Here is an 11,611-nt window from a genome sequence, read left to right as displayed (position 1 = left end):
GTTGCGGCTGCCCGAGGACAAGCCGCCGCGGCGGATGCGCGCGAGCACCCGCCCACCGGCACCGACCTGCACGCCGAACACGAGGACGTCATGCCGAAGTCGAAGGTCCGCAAGAAGGCCGACTACACCGTCAACCCCGCCAGCCGCACCCCGGTGAAGGTGAAGGTGGGGCCCTCGCCGGTCTGGTACGTCACGATCATGCTCGGGTTCATGCTGGCCGGGCTGGTGTGGTTGCTGGTCTATTACCTGGCCGCCGAGCACATCGGGTGGATGAACGATCTCAACGCGTGGAACTTCCTCATCGGCTTCGGCCTGATGGTCGTCGGCCTGATCATGACGATGCGGTGGCGCTGACCGCGAAACGCCTGATCAACGGCCTTTCTACCCGGTGATTACAGCCGTGTCATTCATGCACAGCCTGTGGATGGGCCTGTGGACAACTCGAGGACGGATTGGGGACAGAGGCGCGTGAATCCGGAATCCCCCGCCGAGTCGCAACTCACCTGGACCACGCCCACCTCCGCCTTGTACGCGGTCTCGGCGGGCGCGGTCGTGCTGGCGGGCGCGGCGGTGCTCAGCAACGACAACGCGGGTCGCCTGCTCATCGGGTTGGCCGCGGCGGGTCTGGCGGCCTTGGCGGTGCTCGGTTTCCGGCAGCGTCCGCGCGTGTCGATCTTGCCCGGTCCGAGCCCGCGACTGGTCGTCCGCACCCTCACCGGCCCCACCGAGTACACCCGCGGCCAGATCACCCGCGCCCGCCTGGTGGGCTACCGCAGGCTCGGGCGCAAGACGCCGATGCTGGAGATCGACGTCCGAGCGGCCGACGGTGCCGAACGCCTGCTCATCTTCGGCCGCTGGGACCTGGGCACCCACCCGGAGGACGTCTTCGACGCGCTCGTCGCGCACGGTCTGGCCACCCGCTGACCACGCGAGCGCGATGCTTCACGTGAAACAACCGCGCCCGCCTTCGGCTCAGCCGAGCATCGCCACCGCCACGCCGAGCGCGGCCAGATCCAGCAATCCGACGCCCGCGATCGAGGCCCACCCGACGGTGCGTGCCGTCTCCGGCGTGCGCACCCGCAGCCACTGCGGCAGGAACAGTACGCCCAGCGTCGCCACCGTGCCCGCGAGCAGGCCGCCGAGGTGCGCCGACAGCGAGATGCCCGGCAGCGAGAAGCTGATGAAGATGTTGATGCCGATCAGGATCAGCATCTGATTCGGGTTCTGCCGCACCCGGATCAACAACACCGTGATCGCGCCGAACAGGCCGTACACCGCACCCGACGCGCCCGCGGCCGCCGAGTTCGGGTCCTGGAACAGCATGCTCGCCGCCGACCCGCCGAACAGCGAGACCAGATAGACCGCCAGGTAGCGCAGCCTACCGAGCCCCGGTTCCAGGCTGCGGCCCACCACCCAGAGCGCGAACATGTTCAACGCCAGATGGATCGGGCCCCAGTGCAGGAAGCCCGCGCCGAGCACCCGGCCCCACTGACCGTCGGCCACCAGCGTCGGCACCAACATCCAGCGCGCGAACAGCGGCGAGTCGTAGTAGTTGTCGAGCAGGCTGCGCGATTGCGCGGCGGTGATGCCGAAGATCACCAGATTGGCCGCGACCAGCGCGTAGGTGACATACGGGATGGGCGAGCGTTGGACCGCGGCGCCCGCGAGGTTGCGGACCGGCGGCGCGGAGCGCTGGTCCTCGCGCAGACATTCCACACAGTGCTGCCCGACCGCGGCCGGACGCAGGCATTCGGGACAGGAGGGCCGCCCGCAGCGCGTGCACGCCAGACCGGTCGGACGATTCGGATGACGGACGCACGTCGGTGCGGGCGGCTCAGGGTTCATCTGATTATTCGATGGTGATCTTGGAGATGACCACCGGCTCCTTCGGTCGATCGTTGCGGTCGGTCGGCGTGGCGGCGATCGCGTCGACGACGGCGCGCGATTCGGGATCGAGGACCTCGCCGAAGATCGTGTGCTTGCGGTTGAGGTGCGGTTGCTTGCTCACGGTGACGAAGAACTGCGAGCCGTTGGTCTTCGGTCGGCCCGAATTCGCCATCGCGACCAGGTAGCCGCGGTCGAAACGCAGATCCGGATGGAACTCGTCGCCGAATTCGTAGCCGGGGCCGCCGCGACCGGTGTCGGTCGGGTCACCGCCCTGGATCATGAATCCGGCCATCACCCGGTGGAAGGTCGTCCCGTCGTAGAACGGTCCCGTGGCGCCCCCACTCGCGTTCGGGGTGGTGTACTCCGCGGTTCCGTCGGCCAGGCCGAGGAAGTTGCGCACCGTTCTCGGTGCGTGGTTGCCGTAGAGCGCGATCTTGATGTCGCCGTGGTTGGTGTGCAGCGTCGCACCGGCGGTCGGAATCGGTGAGGTCACCCCCGTCATGCTAGTCACCGACCGGCCGGTACCCCGTGACCCGGCGCGAGGTCGCGTCGCCGTCGCGACCAGGGGCGGAGGCACGATTCCGAGCGGTGTGCCAGAGTGGTCGAATGACCTCGAGGAGTACGCGGGTTTCCACACGTTCTGTGCTCGCCGTCGCCGTCGTCGCCCTCGCGGGCGGGGTGGCCTGGCTGGTTCGGAGCAAACGACCGCAACCGCAGGCCCCGGCCGCGGCCCCGCCGCGCATCGGCTACTCCCGCAACGGCAACGCGCCGACCCCCGTTTCGGGAGCCGGCGCGGACAACGGACACTGATCAGCGGCTGACGGTCCGCTTGTACTGGCGCAGGGCCAGCGGCACGAACACCACCAGGATGATCACCACCCACGCGAGCGTGGTGATCTCCGGATGCCGCATCGGCCAGGCATCCGGCGGCGGCATCGCCGGATTGTTGTTGCCGAACAGGTCACGGGTCGCCTGGGTGACGGCCGAGACCGGATTCCACTCCGCGAACACCTTCAGCACCGACGGCAGGTTCTCCAGCGGCACGAACGTGTTGGCCAGGAACGTCAGCGGGAAGATCACCATGAAGCTGGCGTTGTTGAACACCTCCGGGGTGCGCACGATCAGGCCGACGACGGCCATGATCCAGGACACCGCGTAGGCGAACAGCAGCAACAGCACGTAGGCGAACACGGCGTCGAGGAACGACCCGCGGATGCGCCAACCGACCAACAGGCCGGTCAGCGACATCACGACCAGGCTGACGACGTTGATGACGACGTCGCTGACGGTGCGGCCGACCAGCACCGCGGAGGAGGCCATAGGCAGCGACCGGAACCGGTCGATGATGCCCTTCTGCATGTCCTCGGCCAGGCCCGCGCCGGTGAAGGTGGCGCCGAACACCACCGTCTGGGCGAAGATGCCCGCGATCAGAAACTCCCGGTAGCCGCCCTCCATGCCGGGCACCTGGATCGCGGTGCCGAAGACGTAGGCGAACAGCAGCACGAACATGATCGGCGAGAGCGTCGAGAAGATCAGCACGTCGGGGACGCGCTTGATCTTGATGACGTTGCGCTTGGCGATGGTCCTGCTGTCGCTGACTACGATCGACAAGCGTTTGACCAGGCCGTTCGACTCGGCCTGCGAGGTCGCGGTGGCCGCGGTCATCTCACATTTCCTTCCGTCTTCGTGCGGTCCTCGGCGTCCGGCGAGGTTTCGGCGGCCCCGGCGCCGTTGATCGTCTCCTCGGCCTCGTGACCGGTGAGGGTGAGGAATACGTCGTCCAACGACGGACGCCGCAACCCCACGTCGTGGATCTTCACGTCGTGCTTGGCCAGCAGTCCGATCGCGTCGACCAGGGCCTGCGACCCGTCGCTGACCGGCACCGTGATCCGGCGCAGGCCGGGTTCCAGGTGGATCTCCCCGTCGGCCAACCGTTGCAGAGCCTCCCTGGCGACGGGCAGTTTGTCGGCGGATTCGACCGTCAACTCGATGCGGTCGCCGCCGACCATCGTCTTCAGTTCGTCGGCGGTGCCGCGCGCGATGACCTTGCCGTGGTCGATGACCGCGATGGCGTCGGCGAGGCGGTCGGCCTCCTCCATGTACTGCGTGGTGAGCAGCAGCGTGGTGCCGCCCGCGACCAGTTCCTCGATGACGTCCCACAGGTCCAGGCGGGCCCTCGGGTCCAGGCCGGTGGTCGGCTCGTCCAGGAACAGCACCGGCGGGTTCGCGACGAGCGCGCCCGCCAGGTCGAGGCGGCGGCGCATACCGCCGGAGTAGCCGCGCACGGGCCGGTCGGCGGCGTCGCTGAGCCGGAACCGTTCGAGGAGTTCGCGGGCGCGCTCCTTACTGCGCTGCACGCCCATGTGGTAGAGCCTGCCCACCATCTCGAGGTTCTCGAATCCGGTGAGGTATTCGTCGACGGCGGCGTACTGCCCCGACGCCCCGATCCGGGAGCGCAGTGACTGCGGGTCGCGCAGGACGTCGATCCCCGCGACGGTCGCCTTGCCCTCGTCGGGAATCAGCAAGGTGGTGAGGACCCGGACCGTGGTCGTCTTCCCGGCGCCGTTGGGGCCGAGCAGCGCCGTCACGGTGCCCTCCGGCACCGTCAGGTCGAGTCCGTCGAGTGCGGTGAGTTGACCGTAGCGTTTGACGAGACCCTCGGCGACTATTGCGTCGGGCATGATTCTCCTGACGTTCGGATGTTCTCGATGACGAAGTTCCGTCGACGCCCGTCACGGAGCCGACGCGGTGACGCGAAATCGGACATTCGGCCGATACCCGAGCCAGTATTGTCCGAGGTGCGGACAATTTCATCCCCATTTCCGGTGGGGCGCGGGCGGGCGCGACGGTGGCCGATCGGCGTGATCACGCGCACATGATGACACCGGGGTACGACAGGTTTCGCATCCCTGTTCGACATGCCCGATATTTGCGACACGCGGCAATCCGGGGTGATGCGCGCCGCCCTACCCGGCGATTCCGACCACACCGGGAGCGGGTTCGGACCCGCGCGGTGATCGTCCGGCGCACCGGGCCTCCCCCTGGTTGGACGTGTAATCCCTTGCACCGCAAGGGTTTTGGCAAACGCTCAGCCGCTTCCATCCGGACGGGACGATCGCCGCGAACACGTACGGACCCCCGCCGCCGTCGACACGGGCGCGAACCCGGGGGAAATTCTCACGACGTGTGCGGCACCACGCGCACACAATCGCCGAACATCGCGTAGGATCATTCACGTCGGCCCCTCCCCCCCGGGCCGACCTTACGCGGGCCTCGGCTAACTCCCCCCCTTCGCCGAGGCCCGCTCCCATGTCCCGGGTAGGTTCCGCCGATCAGTGCCCGCCGGAACTCTCCACCACGCGCCAGGCGGCCGACAGGCGCAGCGCCCGCACCCGCCCCGCGGTTCCCAGCAGTCGACGATCGCGTTCCCACCGCTCCCGATCCGTGGAATCGACAGCCGACCACAGGGGTTCGATCTCCGCCAACAACTGGTCGACCTGATCGAACAACCCACCCAGCGCGATGTGCACCCCCGGCGCCTTCGGCCGCGCCGGATCGGCCCCGCGCAGCCCGGCCAACGCCGCCAGCAGCCGTTGCAGAACAGGCTGCGGCCACCGTGCGAGCCTGCCGATCCGGACCAGCCACCCCAATGTCGCCGCGAACACGTGCGCGTCCTCCAGGGTGCGGAACGGTTTCAGATAGTCCGAGTACCCGTCTCCCGGCAGCGGTTCGGCGCGCGCGTCGCTGAGAACCACTCGGGCGTGCGGGATCTCGGGCGCGAAGGGCACCGGCTCCAACGGCGACACCGCAACGCCCGGTTGATCGACCTCGACCAGCGCCGCGCGCAAGACGTTGCGCCCCTGGTCATCCGGGCCGACCGCGGCGATCACCACGACACGCGAAGCCAGCGTGCCGAGCGTGGTGAAGGTCTTGGTGCCGGTCACGCGCGCGCCGTCCGGCGTGTCGACCAGGCGCGTCTCGATCGCCGCCGGGTGCGCGCCCCCTTCCTCGGTCGCCGACAACGCCACGATCTCGTCCACTCCGACGGCCGGGATGAGCGCGCGCAACGCCTCCTGATAGCCGGACAGGAACGCGAAACCGAGCCGGTCCGCCGCGAAACCGCCCGCGATCGCCGCGTCCAACGAGGACTCGAAACCACGCGCGACCTCCCGGTGCCGAGCCCACGCGCCCGCCAGGTCCTGCTCCGGCGCGTCGCGGAGCGGAGCGGTCAGCAGATGATCGAACACAGTTGCCACAGCAGCACCGTAGCCCGTCGGCGTGGGCGCGCGCCCCGGGTACCGACCGCAAATATGTGGTCACCGCACGGCGCAGCCTCAGCGTTTTCCGTGGTCCAGCGGGTTCACTGGACACGTCACCACCGATCCGGAGGGAGAGCGCACAGTGCGGCACCCCGACCAGGCCCGCAGGAAAGAGCTCTACGACAACGAAGCGCGCCTGTCCTGGGTGCTGGCCGCGTTGGCCGGACTCATCGGCGCGTCGGCCTTCATGCACACCGCCGGATATTTCGTCACGTTCATGACCGGCAACACCGAGCGCGCCGTACTCGGCCACTTCCACGACGAACGCGACGTGGCGATCGCCGCGGCCCTGCTGTTGGCGGCGTTCCTGTCGGGCGTGGTCGTCGCCTCGCTGTGCCGCCGCCACTTCTGGTCCGGCCACCCGCACGGCCCCACCCTGCTCACCACCCTGTGCCTGTCCATCGCCACGGCCATCGACGTCGTCCTCTACGAACTCACCGATACCTCCCGCATCGAATTCGTCCCGATCCTGTTCGTGGCGTTCGGCGTCGGCGCGCTCAACACCTCCTTCGTCAAGGACGGCGAAGTCTCGATCCCCCTCAGCTACGTGACCGGCACCCTGGTCAAACTCGGCCAGGGCATCGAACGTCACCTCAGCGGCGGCACCTACGCCGACTGGCTCGACTACTTCCTGCTCTACGCCGCCTTCGCCCTCGGCGCCCTGCTCGGCGGCCTGCTCAGCCTCCTAGTCGCGGGCTGGGCCATGCTTATCACCGCCACCGTCGTCTGCCTCCTGGTCACCGGCTACACCTACCTCCACCTCGACCGCCACGGCCCCCTCACCGACGAATGACCGAAGCTTCGAGGATGTCCACAGACGTCCACAGTTTCCGTGAGTGGTCAGTCCGAGGGCGGATCGTCGTGGTCGGACGGCAAGACAATCATGGCCACGACCACCGCGACCGGTATCGCGAGGACGGCGAGAAGTCCGATGTCCGCCCAATTCATCGGGCAATCCACAGAATCGCCGCGCTCGGACGAATATCGCTCGTCCCGGTACCGACGTAGGCCATCTCGATCATTCCGATCCTTCCCCTGTGTGAGTTGGCGAGCACCCACCGCCGCGGACAACAACCGGGAACAGTCGGTCGGATGTCGACGCGGCGGCGGGGCCATCCTCAGGATCGGCCGGATCCCTCTGTCCGAGCGACGACGCGGGAGGCGTCGAACCACACCCATTCAGGGCGACATTCCGGTGTCATTTCGCTAGCGTGGCGGCATGACAACGCCGAACAACGCTCTCCGCGCCGCCCGCAACGCGCGCCGGATGAGTCAGGACGACCTCGCGCGGGCGCTGCGCGAAGTCGGGTGCGACACCGCCACGAAAAGGCTGGTACAGCGGTGGGAGGCGGGAACCACCCTCAATCCTCGGGCGACCCATATCCGCGCCCTCGAACAGGTGATGAGAATGCCGATCGAATCCCTCGGATTCGGCGCCGTGGAACCGGGCCGATCCCTGTCCGGCGACGACGCGAACGGACACGCCGTCGAATCCGCCATCGGTCGGGTACCGCACGAAACCACCGCCGCGACACCACGACCGGTGGTCGGCAGCCTCAACGGCGTCTGGCTGAGCCGATACGAGTACTACTCCAGCGGTCGCGACGCCACATTCACCGCGGTGCACCACGTAGTTGTACTCCAGCACGCGGACGCACTCACCGTGCGCAGCCTGCCGGGGTCCGCGGGCTCGATCATGGAGATGAACCTGACCATGGACGGGAACATCGCGACGGGCACCTGGGCAGAACGCACCGACCCGGACGGCTACTACCGGGGCGCTACATACCACGGTGCGGTTCAGATGCTGGTCGAACCGACCGTCACCCGCATGGCCGGAAAGTGGATCGGATTCGGCAAGTCGTTCGACATCAACTCCGGCCCGTGGGAACTGGTGTTGCGGGACCGCTCGACCTCGAAAGCCACGATCGACGCGTTCGACCGCCCGCCCGAGCCCTGAGGAGCATCCGGATTCGAGCGTCCCGATTTCGAATGAACGTCGGGTGCTCACCGATCGAAAGTGCTGGCAAAGTACCGGATTCGAGTGCCGACTTCGAAAGCGGAAGCGCCCGCCACCTGTCGATGCAGGTGGCGGGCGCTTCCGAGTGGAGCCTAGGGGAATCGAACCCCTAACCCCTGCCTTGCAAAGGCAGTGCTCTGCCAATTGAGCTAAGGCCCCCGAACCCCGGGTGGGGTCAGCGGGTGGTCACCTCGTGCCACAAGTCCGCGTCGTCGCGCTTGCGCAGCTTGGTGATGCCGACGAGTACCAGGATCGCGACACCGACGGTGAGGAGGATCTTCATGGTTCCCACCCTACTTGTGGTTTCGAGCCGGCACGGATCTGCCCTGCTCAGCGTCGTGATGCCGACGGTAGAGCCGTCGTTCAGTGACAAGGTATCGGTTCGGCTCGGACATCGTCAACACGGCATGTCAGCGCCGGTTTCCCGGCTCCGAGCGGCGCGGAATCGTTATCAGGCATTAACTCTTGCCAGATTGACGCGATGAAACATCTACTGCACACTTGTTACATGGCTACGACCGGGGTCACGCCCGGACACCGCCATCGTGACGCTGAACCAGCAGCGCACGGACGCCTCGACGAGGAAGCGCCCATGACGACGTCCGCGACCATTCCGAGCCGCCACCCCGACCGGCCGCGCAAAGCGCCCGGCCTCGGCCTTTTCGCAATGCTGATGGGCATCGGGAAACCGTCCGAGGACCGCTGGCGGCAACTCGGCGAATCCCTGCTCGTCGGCGACGAACCGATGGACCGCCTGGTGGACTGGATGTACGCCGAAGGCATGGCCACCACGCGACCGCTGTTCGAACGGGCGCTGCACGTCGGCATCGACGCCGTGCCCGACGCGCCGGAACCGTTGCGCGCGTTCTTCACCCAGGTCGAGAACACCCCCGACTGGGTCGACCAGGACCTGCTACGCCACGGCGAGCGACTGTTCCGCTCCGGCGGCAGCGACGGACTGTACTTCGCTCGCGACGTGTCCTTCCTCGGCGGCTACCTGGCCTCCGGCTTCAACAAGACGCTGATCCGCACCGGCGCTCTGGAGAAGGGACCGGCGCGGCGCTTCGCGGAGACGTTGCAGTGGGCGATGGACGTCTCCTCCGAGAACGGCATGCGGCGCTACGGACTCGGCTACCGCTCCACCCTGCACGTGCGGCTCATCCACAGCTTCGTGCGCCGCCACGTCGCCGCGATGCCGGACTGGCGCGGCGAGGAATGGGGTCTGCCGATCAACCAGACCGACATGGCCGCCACCCTGGTCGGCGCACTGCTGGCCCCGATCGTCGGCGGCCTCGCCCTCGGCGTCGTGCCAAGTCGCGGCGATCTGGAGGCCGCGGCCCACCTGACCCGCTACGTCGGCTGGCTCATCGGCGTCGAGGAGCAGTGGTTGCCCACCGGATTCCGCGACGGCATCGAGATCCTGCACCACAGCCTGACCGCCATCACCAACCCCGACGAGACCAGCAGGCAGTTGGCGCTACCCATGGCCGACGACCCGCTGCAGTGGTCCTACCCGAACCTGCCCGGCATCCGCGGCCGCATCGCCCGCGCCCAGCACCTGTCGGTGACCAGCGCGTTCCTCGGCCCCAAGGCCATGCGCGTCTTGGGCCTGCCCGCCTACGTGCCGCCGTGGTACCCGGCGTTGCGCATCCCGATCAACCTGGGTCGCAGCGCCTACGTCCACCTGTCCCGCAACGGACGCGACCGCGCCGAGGTCCTCGGCCGCCGCGACCAGGAAGCGTTCCTGCGCAGGCTGATCGGCGAGACGACGGCGACGATCGGCGAATCCGCGCCGCAACTCGACAAGACCGCCTGAGCGCGCCGTGCGGGCCCCGACCGGACCACTCCGGTCGGGGCCCGCGCTGTCGCTAGTCGCGGAACCAGCCCGCCTGGAACACCGGGGCCTCCCCCGCCACCGCGCGCAGGCACCAATCGGCGACCTCGCTACCGACCCGTTCCGGCCCGAACCGCGAGGTGTCGAGCACCGTCATCGCCCACTCCGGCCCCGGACCGCGACCGACCCACCGCTCCCAGCGCATCCCCGGCCAGGCGTCGGTGGTGATCGCCTCGGTCACATATCCGGGATCGACGGCGTGCGCGCGCAGCCACTCCGCGAAGCCACGGTGCAGCGGAATCAACGACTCGGGCTCCTCGCGCACGGCCAGCCGAGCCAGATGCGCGGACTCGTCCACGTCGAGCAGACACGCGGCGATATCGACCCGGTCCGCGCTGGGCGCCGCCAACGCCTCCCCCACCGGCACCGGATCCCCCGCGAACAACAAATGCCTTCCCACCGCGGCGAGTTCGGCGGCCCGCGCCACCACGGCCTCCACCTGCTCCTGCCGCCAAGCGAGCGTCGGCGCGGCCGGGATCGGGCCCATGGTGAAGAACTCGACGTTCTCGAACGACTCGTCGAGCAGATGGCGCGCATGCAACCGCGCGGTGGACTTGCCGACGCCGGACGCGCCGGAAACGAGCAACAGCATGAATGACTTCCTTCGAAGACGACTCGGAAGGCGTCGAGCCCACGCGGCCCGACACCGGAGAACTCGGAACCGAGTCAGCCGAGACGGAAGAAGAACTGCTGCATCACGCCGCCGAGAATACGGCCCGCCGCGCGCGCTGGGAAACGAATATCCGCAAACGAGAAAAGCCCCGGAGACCGGGGCGAGGAGAAGAAATGTGGGCCTAGGAGGACTTGAACCTCCAACCCCTATCGTTCTTTTTACCTGGTCGACGCTCCGGTCTTAGCAGCTCATCCGCTGTTTCGTAACCCTTCGTGTCATTTCATGACCCAAACTAGCGGCGCTGTGGCGATCGCGCAACGCCGCAGGTCGCCACAGCTGGTTGGCCAACCGTGGCGACACGGTCGCCACCCTGCTGGCGACACCAGATCGGGATCACTTCAACTCTTCGGTTGATCAATCAGCATCCTTTCCAAGATCGGGTCGCCTCGCCGCATGTGCTCTCTTCAGGATGGCGCGGATGGTCCCGACTTGTGGATGGTCGGCACCCAGGATCCGCACGACGTGGGGGAGTAGCTGCTCATACCGGTCGATCGCGTCGTCGACCCGCCCCGCCGACTGGTAGCTGGAGGCGAGGTCGTGAAGGGCGGTCAAGGTTGCCGGGTGGTCGTGACCCGACACCCGGCTCCGCTCACCCGCCACCCGCTCGAACAAATCGATCGCCTCACCGACCCGCCCCGCCGACCGGTAGGCCACGGCGAGGTTGTGCAGGGCGGACAAGGTGTCAGGATGGTCGTGGCCCGACACCCGGGTCCGCTCGCCCGCCACCCGCTCGAACGAATCGATCGCCTCACCGGCCCGCCCCGCCGAGTGGTAGGCCAGGGCGAGGTTGTGCAGGGCGGTCAAGGTTCGTGGGTGGT

Annotated in this window: 14 protein-coding genes and 1 tRNA gene; 7 read left to right on the top strand and 8 right to left on the bottom strand. The window is 68.0% G+C overall.

Translation table 11 applies throughout. The features are described from left to right. Window positions 1-90: 90 nt before the first annotated feature. Both crgA and ON30_RS00065 read left to right on the top strand, forming a co-directional pair. Complete coding sequence (gene crgA / locus ON30_RS00070; protein ID WP_040703156.1) at window positions 91-354, top strand: cell division protein CrgA; 264 nt, start codon at window positions 91-93, stop codon at window positions 352-354. A gap of 114 nt (window positions 355-468) precedes the next feature. Continuing rightward, window positions 469-924 (top strand): PH domain-containing protein, encoded by a 456-nt coding sequence (locus ON30_RS00065; RefSeq protein ID WP_040703155.1) that lies wholly within the window; start codon window positions 469-471, stop codon window positions 922-924. A gap of 48 nt (window positions 925-972) precedes the next feature. On the opposite strand, the gene ON30_RS00060 is transcribed toward ON30_RS00065, so the two are convergent. Continuing rightward, window positions 973-1,845, bottom strand: coding sequence for a rhomboid family intramembrane serine protease (locus tag ON30_RS00060; protein WP_040703154.1), 873 nt, complete (start codon window positions 1,843-1,845; stop codon window positions 973-975). A 4-nt stretch (window positions 1,846-1,849) separates the two neighbouring features. After that, entirely contained in the window at window positions 1,850-2,389 is a 540-nt protein-coding gene (locus ON30_RS00055) for a peptidylprolyl isomerase (RefSeq protein WP_174387332.1), read from the bottom strand. Window positions 2,390-2,493: 104 nt separating this feature from the next. On the opposite strand from ON30_RS00055, the gene ON30_RS00050 reads away from it, so the two are divergent. After that, window positions 2,494-2,697, top strand: coding sequence for a hypothetical protein (locus ON30_RS00050; protein WP_040703152.1), 204 nt, complete (start codon window positions 2,494-2,496; stop codon window positions 2,695-2,697). On the opposite strand, the gene ON30_RS00045 is transcribed toward ON30_RS00050, so the two are convergent. From ON30_RS00045 to ON30_RS00035, 3 genes are all read right to left on the bottom strand, one after another. Beyond that, window positions 2,698-3,552, bottom strand: coding sequence for an ABC transporter permease (locus ON30_RS00045; RefSeq protein ID WP_083911051.1), 855 nt, complete (start codon window positions 3,550-3,552; stop codon window positions 2,698-2,700). Beyond that, window positions 3,549-4,568, bottom strand: a complete 1,020-nt coding sequence (locus ON30_RS00040) for a daunorubicin resistance protein DrrA family ABC transporter ATP-binding protein (RefSeq protein ID WP_040703151.1) — start codon at window positions 4,566-4,568, stop codon at window positions 3,549-3,551. The genes ON30_RS00045 and ON30_RS00040 overlap by 4 nt, the downstream gene beginning before the upstream one ends. Window positions 4,569-5,219: 651 nt before the next feature. Then, entirely contained in the window at window positions 5,220-6,143 is a 924-nt protein-coding gene (locus ON30_RS00035) for an acyl-CoA dehydrogenase family protein (RefSeq protein WP_040703150.1), read from the bottom strand. 145 nt (window positions 6,144-6,288) lie between these two features. On the opposite strand from ON30_RS00035, the gene ON30_RS00030 reads away from it, so the two are divergent. Further along, the gene (locus ON30_RS00030) at window positions 6,289-6,999 is read left to right on the top strand and encodes a YoaK family protein (RefSeq protein WP_040703149.1); all 711 of its coding nucleotides are present in this window, start codon (window positions 6,289-6,291) and stop codon (window positions 6,997-6,999) included. A gap of 426 nt (window positions 7,000-7,425) precedes the next feature. Next, window positions 7,426-8,166, top strand: coding sequence for a helix-turn-helix domain-containing protein (locus ON30_RS00025; protein WP_040703148.1), 741 nt, complete (start codon window positions 7,426-7,428; stop codon window positions 8,164-8,166). A gap of 146 nt (window positions 8,167-8,312) precedes the next feature. On the opposite strand, the gene ON30_RS00020 is transcribed toward ON30_RS00025, so the two are convergent. Then, a tRNA-Ala gene (locus ON30_RS00020) sits at window positions 8,313-8,385 on the bottom strand. Window positions 8,386-8,818: 433 nt separating this feature from the next. Here ON30_RS00020 and ON30_RS00015 point away from each other — a divergent pair. After that, on the top strand, window positions 8,819-10,042 hold the full coding sequence (locus ON30_RS00015) for an oxygenase MpaB family protein (RefSeq protein ID WP_040703147.1): 1,224 nt from the start codon (window positions 8,819-8,821) through the stop codon (window positions 10,040-10,042). Window positions 10,043-10,094: 52 nt separating this feature from the next. Here the strand turns inward: ON30_RS00015 and ON30_RS35770 are convergent, their stop codons facing one another. After that, window positions 10,095-10,712: a hypothetical protein gene (locus ON30_RS35770; RefSeq protein WP_051028770.1), complete on the bottom strand. Its 618-nt coding sequence runs from the start codon at window positions 10,710-10,712 to the stop codon at window positions 10,095-10,097. A 2-nt stretch (window positions 10,713-10,714) separates the two neighbouring features. Between ON30_RS35770 and ON30_RS38650 the strand changes: the two genes are divergently transcribed. Beyond that, on the top strand, window positions 10,715-10,918 hold the full coding sequence (locus tag ON30_RS38650) for a hypothetical protein (protein ID WP_157183561.1): 204 nt from the start codon (window positions 10,715-10,717) through the stop codon (window positions 10,916-10,918). A gap of 229 nt (window positions 10,919-11,147) precedes the next feature. On the opposite strand, the gene ON30_RS00005 is transcribed toward ON30_RS38650, so the two are convergent. After that, window positions 11,148-11,597 carry a tetratricopeptide repeat protein gene (locus tag ON30_RS00005; RefSeq protein WP_245553879.1) on the bottom strand — a complete coding sequence of 150 codons (450 nt, stop codon included), beginning with the start codon at window positions 11,595-11,597 and terminating at the stop codon, window positions 11,148-11,150. Window positions 11,598-11,611: the final 14 nt, after the last annotated feature.

The sequence above is a fragment of the Nocardia takedensis NBRC 100417 genome, from assembly GCF_000308695.1.
In the GTDB taxonomy this organism is placed as follows: domain Bacteria; phylum Actinomycetota; class Actinomycetes; order Mycobacteriales; family Mycobacteriaceae; genus Nocardia; species Nocardia takedensis.
The sequence above is the reverse complement of the archived record's forward strand: the minus strand, read 5'-3'. Positions and strand labels throughout refer to the sequence as shown.

Bases quoted from the DNA above. Each gene is read 5' to 3' on its own strand.
- ON30_RS35770 (WP_051028770.1), bottom strand. From the start codon at position 10,712: ATGCTGTTGCTCGTTTCCGGCGCGTCCGGCGTCGGCAAGTCCACCGCG.
- ON30_RS38650 (WP_157183561.1), top strand. From the start codon at position 10,715: ATGACTTCCTTCGAAGACGACTCGGAAGGCGTCGAGCCCACGCGGCCC.
- ON30_RS00060 (WP_040703154.1), bottom strand. From the start codon at position 1,845: ATGAACCCTGAGCCGCCCGCACCGACGTGCGTCCGTCATCCGAATCGT.
- ON30_RS00015 (WP_040703147.1), top strand. From the start codon at position 8,819: ATGACGACGTCCGCGACCATTCCGAGCCGCCACCCCGACCGGCCGCGC.
- ON30_RS00025 (WP_040703148.1), top strand. From the start codon at position 7,426: ATGACAACGCCGAACAACGCTCTCCGCGCCGCCCGCAACGCGCGCCGG.
- crgA (WP_040703156.1), top strand. From the start codon at position 91: ATGCCGAAGTCGAAGGTCCGCAAGAAGGCCGACTACACCGTCAACCCC.
- ON30_RS00050 (WP_040703152.1), top strand. From the start codon at position 2,494: ATGACCTCGAGGAGTACGCGGGTTTCCACACGTTCTGTGCTCGCCGTC.
- ON30_RS00055 (WP_174387332.1), bottom strand. From the start codon at position 2,389: ATGACGGGGGTGACCTCACCGATTCCGACCGCCGGTGCGACGCTGCAC.
- ON30_RS00040 (WP_040703151.1), bottom strand. From the start codon at position 4,568: ATGCCCGACGCAATAGTCGCCGAGGGTCTCGTCAAACGCTACGGTCAA.
- ON30_RS00045 (WP_083911051.1), bottom strand. From the start codon at position 3,552: ATGACCGCGGCCACCGCGACCTCGCAGGCCGAGTCGAACGGCCTGGTC.